Genomic DNA, 16,272 nt, shown 5'->3' with positions numbered 1-16,272 from the left:
CAGCACCTCCTAATGATTACTCCACATTTCCAGCAGTTGTTTTTCTTCCTCTTCTGAAATCAATCGCAAGCCTTCTATTGACTCCTCAGGATATGCCATCACTTGTTCGAGCCAATTCACAAAATGTCCGATCATTCGTTCTATGCTGGACGGATTAAATAGGTCTGTATTGTAGCCGAATGAAATCGTCAACGAGTGCTCTGAATTGACTTCTATTGAAATGGACAAATCAAATTTGGCAACCTTGATGGTGCTTTTCACTGGCTCAATTTTTCTATTTGGCCATTGCTTTACGTTTCTCAGGTGGGTTTGCATCGTAAAAATCGTTTGGAAAACAGGGGAGTAACTTGCCTTTCGCTCTGGCTGGAGAGCCTCTACTATTTTTTCAAAGGGCACATCCTGATTTTCTTGCCCGCGCAATGTTTTTTCTTTGACTTGGGCGACCAATTGCCTGAAGCTTGGATTGTCTTCGACGTTCACTCTGTAAACCAGCGTGTTTACAAAGCACCCGATTAACCCTTCCATTTCTTTTCGAGTGCGATTCGCAACCGGGCTTCCTACTAAAATGTCTGTTTGTCCGGTATACCGAGAGAGAAAGCCCTGATAGGCAGCCAGTAATGTCATGAACAGGGAAGCGCCCTCTTGCTTGCTGAAAGCTTTTAGTTTTTCTAATAATGAAGGGGCCAGATCGATATGCTGCATGTCTCCTGCATACGTTTGAATGGCTGGTCGTGGACGATCGAATGGCAGCTGAAGCACCGTAAGATCGTCTGCAAGTTCATTTTCCCAATACGCCACTTGCTCTTTCATCGTCTCATCTGATAGCCATTGTCTTTGCCAGACAGCAAAGTCCCCGTATTGAATGGATAACGGTGGCAGATCAGCAGGTGTTCCGCTGACTGCTTCTTCATAAAATGCCATCCACTCGTCCAACAAGATATCCTCTGACCAGCCATCGAATACAATATGATGTACGGTACAAAGTAGAACATACTCCGATTCATCCTGCTTAATCAGCTCGGCTTCAATCAACGGTCCTTGGCTCAAGTCAAATACGCGATCAGCACTCTGTTGAATATAATGCTGGACCTGCTTTTCACTTTCATCCGCGGAAAGACTACTTACATCTATGACAGGCAATGATCTTGATTGATGCGGCTTAACGAGCTGTACAGGGACGCCATTTTGTTTTGCGAATACGGTACGAAGCATTTCATGACGTTCAACTAATTGGTTAAATCCTTTTTCTAATCCGGCAACATCCCATGAACCGCTTAAGCGCCATACATAAGGAATGTTATAGACGTTGCTTCCTGGCTCCAGTTGGTCAAAAAACCACAACCGCTGCTGCGCAAAAGATAACGGAATGGGTTCCGTTCTATCCACTTGTAGGAGCGCAGGCAGTTGAACCATTTTTTCGCCTTGTCGCAATTCGGTTAGCCGCTTAGCCAACCCCTCAATGGTCGGGCAATCAAAGATCGCTCGGAGAGGTAGATGTTGACCAAACACTTCTCGTATGCGCGATACAACCTGTGTTGCCAATAGGGAATGCCCGCCCAATTCAAAGAACGAATCAAATACCCCTATTTGGTTTACTCTTAAAATTTCACTCCATATGAGTGCGAGCAATTCTTCCGTTGAGTTTCGCGGCGCTGTGTAGTGATGGCTTACTATGTGGATCTCAGGCAGTGGCAATGCTTTACGATCCAATTTGCCACTCGATGTGAGCGGCATTTCCCCCACCCGTACAAAATAAGAAGGAATCATATAAGGCGGTAACTGTTTCTGTAAATGGCTTTTTACTGTCTCGACCTCTGATGCCCCACTGTAATAAGCAATTAATCGTTTATCCCCCGGCTCATATTCATGGGCAATGATTGCCACTTCTCCTGCCCCTTGCTGCTTCCTCATAACCGCTTCGATTTCACCTAATTCAATCCGATAACCGCGAATTTTCACTTGATTATCCATACGGCCGATGTACTCAATATTGCCGTCTGGCATCCACCAAGCGTAGTCACCTGTCTTGTATAACCTTTCAGATGGATTGCCAAAAGGATTCGGGACAAAACGTTCAGCTGTTAACTCAGGCTTTCCGATATACCCTCGTGCAAGACCAATGCCCCCAATAACCAATTCGCCCATCACGCCTATTGGTTGCAGGTCCCCTTCCTTATTGAGGATGTAGGCTTGAATATTATCCATAGGCTTACCAATGGGGATTACCTTGCTATCGGCCTGGCAATCATAGTAGGTCACTTCAATAGTCGTTTCCGTAGGACCATACAGATTAATAAGAGTCGTATGATTCCTTTGCCCGATTAATCGATGAAAACGTTGAACCTGTTCCGCACTCAAAGCTTCCCCGGTCGTATAGACTCGCTGTAAAGTTTTGATTTCCTCTGCGCAATCCACGTTTTCCAAATGGTCTAAAAAGATGCTGAGCATAGATGGAACAAAATGAATATAAGTTATCTGATGCTGGGCAACCGTTTTGACAATAAGCTCCGGGTCTTTCTCTGCATGGGGAGCGAGGAAACATAATTTACTACCAGTGAAAAACCATAGGACTAATTCCGTTACGGAAACATCAAAACAATAGGGAGTCTTTTGCAAGATGGTGTCATGCTCATTCATGGGGTAGCGATGGACCATCCAGTTCATCCGATTGACAACCGAGCAATGCTCGATCATGACTCCTTTTGGTGCCCCCGTCGAACCTGAAGTATAGATGACGTACGCCAAATTTTTCGAATGGGCAACGGACTCCAGATTCTCGCATTCTACATCCTGATCCGGCCTATTCTCTTCCAATAACAGGACGGGTCCATTGAAATCGATCGCTGTCTTGAATTTCTCTTGCATGACGACGACCTTCGTATCGCTATCCCGGAGAATGTAGGACAGTCTTTCTTTCGGAGCCACTGTGTCCATCGGCATATACGCTCCACCCGCTTTTAAAATGGCAAGAATACCAATCATCATGTCGGGAGAACGCTCACTCAGTAACCCTACTAATGTATCCGGCTTCACTCCCTGATTTCGCAATTTGCTTGCCAGGAAGTTTGCCCTGTTATTTATTTGCCTGTAGGTCCATTGTTCGTTGCCGAATACAACCGCCATTCGCTCTGGCGTCCGGGCAGCTTGCTCTTCGAATATTTGATGGAGCGTTTTTTGATCCTCAAACGCAACATCCGTATCGTTCCACTCTTGGAGAATTTGGTTCTCTTCAGAAGCGGTCAGCATAGGCATGGAATGCAACGTCCGGTCACTGTGCGTAAGAACGCTTTTCAGCAATTCAATATAATGCGCAAACATGCGGCGCATCGTAGATTCGTCATACAAATCCGTATTGTATTCCCAGTCAAGACTTATACTTCCGTATTCATCCTTTGTTAAAAGGGAAGAGGAGAGCTCCTCGTGATTTGTCACCACTACGTTGATATCAAATTTGGCCGATCCGTTGCTAATGCCTTCGGTGAGTTGAATATTCAGATTGGATACAGGTAAATGCGTGACTTTTGCATCCTGGAAACTAAACATGACTTGGAATAGAGGGTTACGGCTTTGATCACGCTTCAGTTTTAAGGCATCGACTACTTGGTCAAAAGGAATCTCTTGATTCTCGTACGCTTCCAAGGCCGATCTCTTCACATCTTGCAATACATCCTGGAACGTCATATTGTCGGTAAATTGCGTACGGATCACAATATTGTTGACAAACATCCCGATCAATTCTTCCGTGTCTTTCCAGCGGCGATTCGCGATACCCGAACCTACAATAATGTCTTCTTGATTGGAATAACGATGGAGCAAGGTTTGAAACGCAGACATCATGACCATGAATAAGGTCGTGTTTGTTTTCATGCAGTAATCACGCAATTGAAGATACAGTTCTTCCGGTATTAATTGGGTGAACATATTCCCGTGAAAGGTTTGATTTACTGGTCGTGGCCTGTCAGTGGGTAGTTCCAGAACCCCATTGGCCCCTTGCAGTAGATTCTTCCAGTACGTTAACTGCTTGTTTTCCTTGCCGCGCTTAAACAGCTCGTTCTGCCATACGCAATAGTCTGCGAATTGAATCGGCAACTCAGCCAGTGGAGATGGTTTCTTTTCAAGATAGGCACTGTATAACGTAAACAGTTCTTTTAAAAATTTGCGGAATGACCATCCATCATGAATCAGATGATGCTCCACAAACAAAATGACAGACTCCAACTCAGAAATCTTATAAACAATCCATCGCGCCAATGGCAGCTGTGCGATATCAATCGGATTTTTGATCTCCATTTGAATGAGTCTTTGGACTTCGGCGGCACGATCACTCTCAGGTAAGTGCGAAACATCTATAACAGGCAATTCCACATCGAATGGTTCATAGATCACCTGATAGGGTTGTCCATTTTTCTCATGAAAAACGGTTCGGAATATTTCATGTCTGCGCACAATCTCTGTAAAACACTTATTGAGTATGGGGAGATCCAGCATCCCGCGCACTTTCATTGTGGCTTGAAAAATATAAGCCAAATTATTCGCGCTTAACTGTTCTAAAAACCACACTCTTTCTTGCGAATAAGAAAGCGGCAATTCTCGATCTCGTGATACCCTCTTGATGGCAGGTAACGCATCCACTGCATCTACCTCATCTGCGGCAGTTACGATCGGCACGATGCTCCGAATCGTCGGATGGGTAAACAGAGCAGACAACGGAATCTCTTTCTTGAAAAGAGCACGGATTCTGGCAATAACCTGAGTCCCCAACAGCGAATGTCCGCCTAATTCAAAGAAATTATCCTCGACTCCAATCTCATCGTATCCGAACAAATCCATCCAAATGTCCAAGAGCTTCGTTTCCCATTCTGTTTCCGGTTTTACATATTCCGTCGAAACATGCGGACGACTATTACCTACCTCTGGCAGTGACTTCAGGTCAATTTTTCCACTGGGAGTAAGCGGGAAAACATCCATTTTCACAAAGTAGGCCGGAACCATGAACTCTGGAAGCTGAGCCTTCAGATAATCACGCCATTCTGTTACCGTTCCAGACCCTATCACATAAGCGATCAGCTTGTTATTTTCATAGGCGTCTTTTTTCGCGACAATGATTGCTTGCTCAACAGTCGAATGATTGCCTAAAGTGACTTCAATTTCCTCCAGCTCAATTCTGTACCCTCTCACTTTTACCTGGTTGTCATTGCGCCCGATATACTCCAAGTTTCCGTCGGCCAAGTACCGAACCAAATCTCCGGTTCGATACAAACGCGAGTCTGATTTTGGACAATACGGGTTGGAAATAAAGCGTTCCTTTGTCAATTCAGGACGGTTCAAGTAACCTCTTGCTACGCCTGATCCGCCGACATACAGTTCTCCGGCAACTCCGACAGGTTGCATTTGCAAATGTTCGTTCAACACGTATAACTGTGTATTGGCATTCGGTTTTCCAATGGGTATTTGCGCGTGGGTTTCATCTGGATGGCATTTGAAGCTGGCAACCTCGACTGTCGTCTCTGTCGGCCCATATGTGTTGTATAAGGTTGTACCATGAGGAATGGTCAACAGATCGGTACATTTCGTAACAATAGGAGGCGGAAGTACTTCCCCTCCAACTGTGACGTATTTCAAGGAGGATAATGCAGAAGAAGAACCATGATTTTCTATAGAATCCAATACAGCTTTCAACATAGATGGCACAAACTCGAGATGGGTAATTTTATGCATCTCGACTGCTTTCACAAGCAAGGCAGGGTCTTTCTCATCGCTGTTCGGGAGGATGTACAAGCTAGCGCCTTTCAACATCCACCAAAAGAGTTCCCAAACAGAAGCATCAAAGGAAACAGACGTTTTTTGTAAAAGCCTGTCCGTTTGTAAAAGCGGACTGCGACTCTCCAGCGTTTGAAGAAAATTCATAACGGAATGATGCTCAATCATTACCCCTTTCGGATTTCCTGTCGAGCCGGAGGTATAGATGACATAAGCAAGATTATGGCCGTTTACTTCCATTGCAGGGGGCTCCGTGCTTTCATTCGACAAAATTTCGCAATAATCCGACAATTTTACCACTTTTATTCCGTCAGGTACTTTCGTCGCGGACGCTTCATCCGCAATCACTACTTGTAAAGCAGCATCTCCCATAATATAGTGGAGTCTTTGAACGGGATAAGCAGGATCGATCGGTACATAAGCGCCTCCTGCTTTCAACACACCTAATATGCTTACGATCATTTCCATGGAACGCTCTTGGCATATTCCCACCAGCACTTCACTCGTTACACCAATCTTTCGGAGGTAATTCGCCAATTGATTTGAGCGGAGATCCAATTCCCGATAGGTCATCTTCTCTTGCTTAAAAACGAGCGCGATGGCATCGGGATTCCGATTGGCTTGGAAATCAAAGGCATTCAAGATTGTGTCAGGAACATTCGTGGGTTCATCATTCCTGCACCACTCGTCTACCAGTTCTCTCTCTTGGTTTTTGGTTATTAGTCTCAATAAATCGATAGGAGTTTCGACATCCGTGATTACTTGTTCGATCCAGTTACAAAAGTTCTCGATCATTCGTCGTATCGTCTGTTGTGTAAACAGGAAGGAATTATATGTAAAAGTTATGCGCATTCCCTCAGCTTCTTCGACATCAACACGCAGCTCTACATTTGCTATTTGGGAATCGACAAAAAGTTTGATATCCCCATCCCCAGCTTTTCCCACTCTTAAAAAGGTATGAAATAATTTCGTAGTTTCGGAGTTGCTGGTAAGCTTCTCCTCCATCCCATTCTCTTTAACCTCGTTCAACAGCTGCTTAAAATTCGTCGTTCCACTCATAATCACTCGACTTGCAAAAAAGACAGAGCTATCACCCTCTATCGCACCAATCCGAATGTCGTTTTGCCCCGTATATCTGTAAAGATAGCTATGGTATGCAGCCAAGAATAGCGTAAACATGTCGGTCTCTTCTTGCATGCAAAGTAATCTTGCTTTCTCCCCCACCGGTTTTGACAGATCAATCGATTGCCACTCTTCTTCATAGCGAACATTTTTTTGTCTGGGGATATCAAACGGAAGCTGTAGCAATGGAGCCTCTCCTGCCAATTCTGAAAGCCAATGATTCACTTGATCTTCCATGGTCATGGTTATCCTCCCTTTTTGAGCTTGATAATGAAGGGGGAACCCTCTAAAATTATGAAGTTCCTCACCCGCTCTGCTTGATCAGACTTTTAAAATGGATAGTAGTCGGTAAGCCTCCCCCTCCTTTACAAAGTAGGCGTTGACTCATCGAATCGTCCACGATAAAGACTGGACACCCGATTAGTTAAGGTGAAGCAAATAGAAAAAGGGAAAAACATAGGAATAGTTGACCAAACAAACATGTTGCTTTCAAATTTTATTGTGCATGTTCAAAGCGGCTACAAACGAGATGTGAAAAGGAAGGTAACTGAATTGAATTGCTATGAATTCGCGAAAAAAGTGGAGTAGTGTTTGAATACAGTTGAGTATGAAACACCTATGCAGGGAAGCCTTGCAATTGAAAGGTGAATTGTTCTTTCGAATCGTGGAAAGGTAGCTTCAGATTCTACTAGGAAGAGGGGATATTTTAGAACAATTACCTATTAAAAGCATAAAATGTAATAGATTACCATTTAAGAGCATTATATCATATCTGAATTTTATGTCAAATATTAGCCTAGACATTGGTTTATCATCAAACAAAAATAGACATGTTTACCTTCTCGGGTAGGCTGGTGTAGAAATTGATCGATACCTGAGAAGGTTGAACATGTCTATTTTTCTTTGTAGAAATTTGCTTACTCGATACGTTAAATCATTACCCTTGGAAAAGGGTATACCCTCCTACTACTATCGAGACTGCAAATAAAATACCGAAGTACCACTTCGTAAACCGAAGACTGAACCACGAGCCTTCCCACCATAAAATACCAAAGAAAATAGCCCCAATCATCATGCTAGTGACAAAAGCAATGGATGCGTTTTCCATATTTCTTCACCTTTAAAAACAGGATGGAAAAGAGGCTGCCCTCCATAGTAGATCGAACAGCCCCTTTTCATTTACCAGACCGTAATGTTAATCGTAATGGTCTCGCCGCCGTATTCCACTGTAATCGTTGTTTTACCAGATTCCAGTGCGGTCACGACACCATTTTCTACAGTCGCAATCTCTGGATCTTCCACTGTCCATTCGGCATCCTTGGTGACGATCTCCTCGTATCTATTTTCATAGACCGCATACAGGACGATCTCTCCAGTATTGTCTGCCTTCAAGCGCAGCGAAGAGCGCGATACTCGCAAATCTTTTACTTTCTTTTCCTCTACTACGAGCACACGATTGGTTACCTTTTTACCGCCATATTTCGCAGTAATGACAGCCTTCCCTTCAGCCAGCGCTGTCACTTTTCCCTCTTTTGTTACTTCGATGACCTCTTCGTCGCTTGAGGACCACGTTGCTTTTTCTGTCACCTCTTCGGTGTTCTTGTCACTGAAGACGGCTGTCAGAGTTAGCTGCTTCTCCTCATCGATCTCCAGCACCAAATCCTTGAAGGAAGTCGTCAACGAACGAATCGTTTTCTTAGAAACCGTCACCGGAATCTCTAGTTCCTCGCCCATATAGCGAACGGTAACGATGTCTTCTCCCTCTTCTTTTCCTGCCGTAATGCGGCCCTGCTTGACGGTAACCAACCCGTTTTCTGTGTCGTATTCAACATTTTTGTCTCGCGTGATGTCTTTGCGTTTTTTGCCTTCTACTTTATAAAGGCGTAAGGTCGTGGTTCCCTTTGGCTTCATCCAGAAGGACGGTTCGTTTGTTTCCAACTGGAAGGTGGCTATTTCCTTAACGGTTACTTCCACCGAATCGGTTTTGTTCCCATCCTCGGTCGTCACTGTAATCGTCGCGGTCCCAGGAGCTACAGCCGTGATCTTGCCTTCCTTATCTACCTCGACGATCTCAGAGTCGCTGCTTTCCCACTTGACTCGTTTGTTGGTGGCGTTCGTTGGTTTTACAGTGGCACGAAGGCTTTCTGTATCGCCAACACGCAGCGTTAACTCCTCTTCCTCCAACTCAACTCCGGTGACCGGCTCTCCCGTTGGCGGATTCGACACATATAGCTCAATGGAATCATCCAGTTCGACGGTGTTTCCTGCCTGGTCGCGAAGCTGGATCAGAACTTTTTTCGTGCCATTGCCATACGTCAAGCTCCACGGCACTGTTCCCGTCACTTTTTCCCAGCTGCTCCACTTGCCTTGGTCATTGGAGATGCGCATCTCTACATCTCCCAAATTGTCCGCAGCAGTAACATGCAGTCTCACGCTGGTGGAGCTGGTTAGACGATCATCATTGTTGATGACGAACGTTCCCGTTGGTGCTGTCTTATCCAAGGTAAACGTGATCTTGGTTTCGTTTCCGGAAGCATCTACGACCCGCAGTTCATGCTTGCCTTCAGTTGTTACCTGGTCGCCACTTGCGAACGGAGCACTATTCAATGTCGCGGTTCCTTCATTGAAGGTGATGGTCACGTCATCTTTGTAAATGCCTTTGTCCTCGACTCCTGTAACAACTGGCGCATCTGCATCCAGCTCGATCGTATCGGAAACGGTTGTGATGTGCCCTGCCTTGTCCGTAATCTGCATTTCGACGGTCTTGGTTCCATCCCCGGACTTCAATTGCCATGCTTTGGTCGCAGTTACTGCCTCCCAATCGCTCCAGTCGTTGTCACCATTGGCGAAGCGGATTTGCACATCGCTCGTACTGTCATTCGCTGTTATGGCGAGCGTAACATCACGAGACTTGGTATAGTTGTCTCCGTTATTAATCGTGATAGATCCAGTCGGCGCCACCACATCTAGCTCAATCGTATCGCTTAGCTTTGTGACGTTCCCCGCTTTGTCCCGCAGCTTGACATAAACCGTTTTGGTGCCGTTTGTACTGCCATCAGCCAGCTTCCATGCTTTTGACTCTGCGAAACGCTCCCACGTACCCGAATTGTCATCCGCGTTAGAGATCAGCATTTCGATATCGTCTGTATTCCCTGGGGAAGTAAGGTGTAACGTCACATCTTCTGTTTTCGCAAATTCGGCTCCGTTATCGATGCTGAGCGTTCCTGTCGCTGGTGTTTTATCCAGCGTAAAACGAATCGTCGTGCGATTTTGTGCCTCATCTGTGACGACCAACTCATACGATCCTTCCACAGTGACGACAGAACCGCTCGTAAACGGACTGCCATTCAGTAATGCTGTTCCCTCGTTGAAGGAAATCGTTACATCGCTCGCATAGACACCATTCTGGGCGACACCCGTGACGACTGGTCCAGCTGAATCCAGCGTGATTTGCTTTTGAAGGGCCAATTGGTTTCCGGCTGGATCTCTTAGCTCGACATAGACCGTTTTGGCTCCATCAACACCGCTCAGCTCCCATGGAACGTCGCCTTTTGATGGTGCCGTTTTCCAATCGCTCCACGTCAGGTTGTCATTGGACAAGCGCATTTCCACACCATGAGCATCAGCCGACTCCACACTCAACGTAACCTTGCTCGAGTTGGTATACAACTGGCCTTGATTGATTTCGAAGGCACCCGTAGGGTTGGTCATATCGAGTGTGATCTCATCGGTAAAGCTGGCAATATTCCCTGCTTTGTCCTTTACTTCCATGTAAACCGACTTGGTTCCGTCCCCAGTCGGCAAGGTCCACGCCTTTGTCGTGGTCAGCGTTTCCCAGGAAGTCCAATTGGCTGGATCACTCGTATCATGGGAAAAGCGCATCTGTAGTTCATTACTGAAATCGGTAACGGCAATTTGTAATGTAGTTGCCAGTGTATGGGTATAATTGGCGTCACCATTGATCTTGAGACTGCCTGACGGCTTCGTTTGATCGATGGAAAATGGAAGGATAGTCGTATTGCCCGCTTCATCTGTGACAATCAGCGTATAGGCTCCATCCTCATTGACGATTTCTCCGTCAGCTATCAGCTTTCCGTTCAAGGTCGCCTTTCCTTCGTTGAAGCTGATCGTAACACTCTGATTGTACAGCTTGTTGTTCTCTACCCCTGTGACAACAGGTGCAACCGTGTCGAGTGTAATCGATGCCTGTAAATCATGGGTGTTGCCAGCTTCGTCGATCAACTGTACATAGACCGTTTTCTGTCCATCCCCAGTTGTTAACTTCCATGCCTTGGTGGTCGCAACATCCTCTGGCGCACTCCAGCTGATGTTATCGTTGGACAGCTTCATTTTTACCTTGCTGGTAGCGTCAGTGCCATCGATTTGCAAGATGACATCCTGATTATTTGTATGGGTGGCTCCGTTATTGATCGCAAGAGTTCCAGTAGGTGCGGTTTTATCCAGGGTAAAGGCTACCGTCGTCGTATTCCCCGCTGTATCCGTCACGACTAACGTGTACTTGCCCTCCACGCTCACCTTTGTGCCGCTGGCAAAAGGAGCACCATTCAATGTTGCTGTGCCATCGTCAAAGACAGGGGTGACATCCGCCGTGTAGAAGCTGTCATTCGCAACCCCCGTCACAATAGGCGGCGTTTTGTCTAACACGATGGTATCGGATATCGTAAACAGATTCCCTACACCATCACGGAACTTCGCGTAGACTGTTTTTTGTCCGTCTCCACTAGCCAAGTTCCATTCCAGCTTGTTATTGGCTGGGATTGGCAGCCAACTGCCTGTAAAGTTGTTATCATTCGACAACATCAATTCTACCGGGCCGTTCGCATCGCTTCCCTGAATGGTAAGCTCTACCTTTTCTGATGAAGTGACTACGTTCCCGTTATTGATCTCGATTGTCCCTACCGGAGGTGTCGTATCCAGCACAATGCTATCCTGCGCTTGCAAGACAGTTCCTGTTCCGTCACGCAGCTCCATGAAGACCGATTTGGTCCCTTCTCCTGTCGTGAGGGTCCACGTTACAGGTGTCACAAACGACTTCCATTCGCTCCAAGGACCACCTTCCACGTTCGTCAAACGGTACTCGGGCTTGGCCGCGTCAGGGTCATCATGGGTCATAGTGAGCGTCACATTTGCTGAATTCGTAATCGCAGCACCGCCATTGATGGTAACCGTCGCCGTCGTAGGTGGTTCATTTACATCTGTCACCTGGATGGTCATCATCTTGGTAAAGAAATTGCCAGCCGAGTCTGTTGCGGTTATCGGTACGAAGTAAGTCGACTTCGTTTCAAAATCAAATTTTTCCGTTACCTTCAGTTGATTTCCCTCAACAGTAAATGGCACCGGATTGTTTAGAATGCTGAACGTAACAGTATCTCCTTGATCAGGATCTACTGCCGACAGCGTACCAACTACCGCTCCTATTTGATTGTTTTCAGGAATCGAATTGGACGATAAGAGGATATCGGTTGGTGGAGTGTTAGCAGCATAAGTGATTTCCAGCTGAGAAGCGTAGCTAATATTTCTTTTGTCATAGAAAACGATTTGAGGCTGATACAAAAGTGGTACTGGCGGCGCTGTTTGCCGTCCTCTTAAAACAAAGGTAGCTTTTTTGTCTGGAATCTGGCTCTTAACAAAGCTGGTTACATCAAACGATTTCCACCCTGTGAAATTACTGGGGAGCATCTCATTTGGTATGATTCTTTCGTGATGCATAGGTATCGTCACCGTAGGATCATCGTTCCAGCTGTCATCAGACGAGCCCCATAGATCAATAAAGGGCATATCTCCGCCTGTTGCTTCTACCTTGTGCACATAAATTTTCAGGTTGGCGGACTCAATTTTCTTCTCACTTTTCACGCCGCTCAGGTCAAAACGCAGGGCAGCATTCGCAGCCCCATAATCCCCGCCCGAGTCTCGCGCATAGCCGACGATCAACGCGTTCGGAATCAATTCATACTGTATTCCCTCTGGATAGGCACCAGACGCATCCACGAACTTGTCTGCCTCTACTCTAATCACATCTGTAAGATTAGCTGCGTTCACTTTTTCTTGAATAAACACAGGTTGGACAATTGCAAACAGTAAAGTAAATACCAATAAACGAGCAATCATTCTTTTCATCAATAACACTGTCCTCCTTCCTTTTTCATTTGAACTCCCCCTACTGTCGACACACTCCCCTAGCAAAACATCTAGGTGAAACAAAAATATGGTAACAACAGTCTATTGCAAAAAATACTAACTAAAGTTATGTCTTTTCGTGATTATTTTCTTCCCAATAAAAAGCCCCACCGTAAACATGTGCGAAACAAAATAAAAAGAACCCCAAAAATGAGGTTCCAATTGATCGGGCGCTATTTAAGGGTTAGCTCCTTCTCCCATGTCTTTTCATTGCCTTGCTCATTTTGAAAGACCAAAATCAATTTCCCCTTTTCCCCCTTCAACTCATCCTTGTAAAAGAAACCAGTGAACTGTCCATTGCCACTGATGTAAAAGCCATTCCCACCAGGGATACCTTCTGTGTCGTTTTTGATCGCTTGCTCTATCGTGCTTACGATGTCAGTTTTCTCAGACTTCCACTGCATGCTAGCTAACGAATAGCCGGCAGGTACCTGTTCGATAAAGAAATCGAAGCTATTCCCATCGATGGGTTTCGGTTCTTGGTCGACCACGACGAGAATTTCTTTTTCCTGCTGTTCTGCGGCCATGTCTTGTGCAACGTTCTCCGGTTGTTTCTCCTTGTTTTCTTTGTTTTCCTGAGGAACTTGCGGCGGCACTTGAGCAGTCGATTCTGGAGGAAGCGGTGTGCCACAAGCACTCGTAACGAGTGATAGGACCAATACAGCCAGTAAGCTTTTCATTTTATTCTTTTTCAGATTCATTGTCATTTCCACCTTTGTTTTCATTTTCAACCAACGTGAAGGAAAAAGCGACTCCATTCACGGTATTTTCCGCACCATAATCACTGCCATGCAGATCGAGAATATGTTTACAGATCGCCAATCCGAGACCCGTGCCGCCAGATTTCCGCCAGCGAGAGCTATCTACTCGATAAAATTGCTCCCATATCCGCGTTAGTTGATCGTCTGGGATGTGCGCTCCTTCATTTTCGATTCGAAACCGGATGCAATCCCGCTCGCGGGCCCCCGTAATCCGAATCTCACTTGATGGATTGGCGTGCCGGACTGCATTGCCGAGCAAATTCACGATCACTTGCTCGATACGTCTTGGATCTGCCCATACGTTGTTCTCTTCAGGTAAGACGAGACATAGTCGTACCTGCTTGTTTGCCAGCTGTAGTTGGAAGGAAGCGGCTACACGATCTATTACTTCCGATACGGGAAACGATTGTCTACGAAGCAAAATGGCTTTGGCTTCGAATTTGGACAACTCCAGCATATCCATAATGAGCTCGTTCATCTTGTCGACTTCGCTTAAAATGACGTCCATGTATCGCTCCCGCTTTTCATGTGCGACATCATCTTTTAACCCTTCCGCAAAGCCCTTCACAATGCCAAGCGGGGTCTTGAGTTCATGAGAGATGTTTGCAATCAATTCTTTGCGAAGCTGCTCCATTTTTTCCTTATGCTCTAGATCCTCGCGAAGAGTGACGTTGGCATTCGTCAGGTCTTTTAATGTCTGATCTAGCTTGCCAGCTAACGTATTCAGATGGCGAGAGAGCTCACCGAATTCATCCTGAGAATGAATCGAAGCATGTTCTGTGAAGTCCAGATTAGCCATACGTGAAGCGGAATGATTCAGCGTAACTAATGGTTTCGTGATAATCTTCGAAAAGACAAAGGACAGCAGCAATAAGATGACGAGGATGACTGGCGTCGCGTATAAGGAATAGCTGGTCAGCATACTTACCGCATCGCTCACTGGTTGCAACGTCGTCACCGCCAGTATGAAACTCGCCCCGCCCTGATAGGAGAACCGATGAATCACGATGGCATAGTTTACACCACTCCACGGATCAGTCCACTTCCGCTGGATGAATGATCCGCTTTTCATCTGTGTAATCTCGTCGTATTGCTGCTCCAGCCATGGTCCGATTTGATCCGCTACGAGAGAATCCTGATAAAAAGGGTTATGTGCCCGTTGCTGACTAGGCAGCATGAGTTCAGAAATAACAGCCGTAACCCGGGTTAGTCCATTTTCGGACACATTTGCGGATGGACTTTGCCTTGCAATCCGTATCGGCTTCATGATCGTATCGTTCTCATCTATATAGATTCCGTCGATGGTAATCGTGTCTCCAACACGGAGTCCTTCAGGGAGATCGGTGCTTTGCATTTCTTTTAGCGGTAAGGTAATCAATTGATTTTTATTTGCTACTTTTATTTCTAGAAAATAGGGGGTGAGATTCAATTGTCTGAGCTGCTCATCTACGATCGCTATGCTGGCATCTGTGCGATTCATCAATGTACCCACCAGCTTATCCAGCTTGTGCTTGTCGGGAGGGAGTTGAGCGTACTCATCTGGAAAAGATACCATTGCTTGTGAGAGCTCGCTTACTTTCGCATTTAAATAAAAGCGCTCAAAGAAAAACTTTTCCCCTATCAATATCAAAGCGTAGAGCAAAAAGACAAAAACAAAAGTGGCGGCAAATAATTTTGTCACAACGTTAAGTCGAAGGCGTTTCATCGTTTTGCCTCAAACTTATATCCAAAACGGATCATCGTCTGAATCAGATGCTGCTCTGTATCCAGCTTGGCACGCAGTTTTTTCACGTGGGTATCAACGGTGCGATGGTCGCCAAAGTAGTCCATCCCCCAAACCCCATTCAAAATGCTATCTCGGGACAAGACCGTCCCTTCATGCTTAATGAAGAACAGAAGCAGCTCATACTCTTTTGGTGTCAATGAAATCGGGACGCCTGCAATCGTAACGGTGTGAGCTCGTTTGTTTACCGTCAATGCTCCAAACTGAGCGATATCATCTCCCCTCCCGATGCTCCCCTCTGCCCTTTTCATCAGAGCTTTGGCACGGGCCACTAATACTTTTGGGCTAAACGGTTTGGTGACGTATTCGTCCGCGCCAAGCTCGAATCCCATCAACTGGTCATCATCGTCTACTCTTGCTGTAATGATCATGATGGGAATGTCGGATTGTTGGCGGATTTTTCTGCACACCGACCAGCCATCCATCTCGGGCATCATAATATCTAGCACAACTAAATCGACAGGGTGCAGAGCGAAAAGTTCCATCGCCATTTTTCCGTGCTGCGCTTCGTACACTTCCCAAGCTTCTTTTTTAAAATAATCCGATACAAATTCACGTATGAGCTCGTCGTCCTCTACGAGTAACACTTTCCGTTTCATTTCCGCACTCCTTACTCGTGGTTGTGCATTTATTGCATAGATTACCAGT

At 45.8% G+C, this 16,272-nt stretch carries 5 protein-coding genes; all 5 read right to left on the bottom strand.

The genetic code is table 11. The annotated features are described in order from the left end of the window. Nucleotides 1–9: 9 nt before the first annotated feature. Nucleotides 10–7,125, bottom strand: a complete 7,116-nt coding sequence (locus HPY27_RS24015) for an amino acid adenylation domain-containing protein (protein ID WP_174226147.1) — start codon at nucleotides 7,123–7,125, stop codon at nucleotides 10–12. Nucleotides 7,126–8,061: 936 nt separating this feature from the next. Beyond that, a complete protein-coding gene (locus HPY27_RS24010) occupies nucleotides 8,062–13,020 on the bottom strand; it encodes an Ig-like domain-containing protein (protein WP_174226146.1) in 4,959 nt (1,652 codons plus the stop codon). Between the two features lie 233 nt (nucleotides 13,021–13,253). Next, nucleotides 13,254–13,781, bottom strand: coding sequence for a hypothetical protein (locus HPY27_RS24005; protein ID WP_017251704.1), 528 nt, complete (start codon nucleotides 13,779–13,781; stop codon nucleotides 13,254–13,256). Further along, nucleotides 13,762–15,546, bottom strand: coding sequence for a sensor histidine kinase (locus HPY27_RS24000; RefSeq protein WP_174226145.1), 1,785 nt, complete (start codon nucleotides 15,544–15,546; stop codon nucleotides 13,762–13,764). The genes HPY27_RS24005 and HPY27_RS24000 overlap by 20 nt, the downstream gene beginning before the upstream one ends. Beyond that, a complete protein-coding gene (locus HPY27_RS23995) occupies nucleotides 15,543–16,223 on the bottom strand; it encodes a response regulator transcription factor (protein WP_017251702.1) in 681 nt (226 codons plus the stop codon). The genes HPY27_RS24000 and HPY27_RS23995 overlap by 4 nt, the downstream gene beginning before the upstream one ends. Between the last annotated feature and the right edge of the window lie 49 nt (nucleotides 16,224–16,272).

Origin of the sequence: Brevibacillus sp. HB1.1 (genome assembly GCF_013332445.1) — a bacterium.
In the GTDB taxonomy this organism is placed as follows: Bacteria; Bacillota; Bacilli; order Brevibacillales; family Brevibacillaceae; genus Brevibacillus; species Brevibacillus porteri.
The sequence above is the reverse complement of the archived record's forward strand: the minus strand, read 5'-3'. Positions and strand labels throughout refer to the sequence as shown.

Coding starts and splice junctions, on each gene's coding strand:
- HPY27_RS23995 (WP_017251702.1), bottom strand. CDS start 16,223: ATGAAACGGAAAGTGTTACTCGTAGAGGACGACGAGCTCATACGTGAA.
- HPY27_RS24015 (WP_174226147.1), bottom strand. CDS start 7,125: ATGACCATGGAAGATCAAGTGAATCATTGGCTTTCAGAATTGGCAGGA.
- HPY27_RS24000 (WP_174226145.1), bottom strand. CDS start 15,546: ATGAAACGCCTTCGACTTAACGTTGTGACAAAATTATTTGCCGCCACT.
- HPY27_RS24005 (WP_017251704.1), bottom strand. CDS start 13,781: ATGAATCTGAAAAAGAATAAAATGAAAAGCTTACTGGCTGTATTGGTC.
- HPY27_RS24010 (WP_174226146.1), bottom strand. CDS start 13,020: ATGAAAAGAATGATTGCTCGTTTATTGGTATTTACTTTACTGTTTGCA.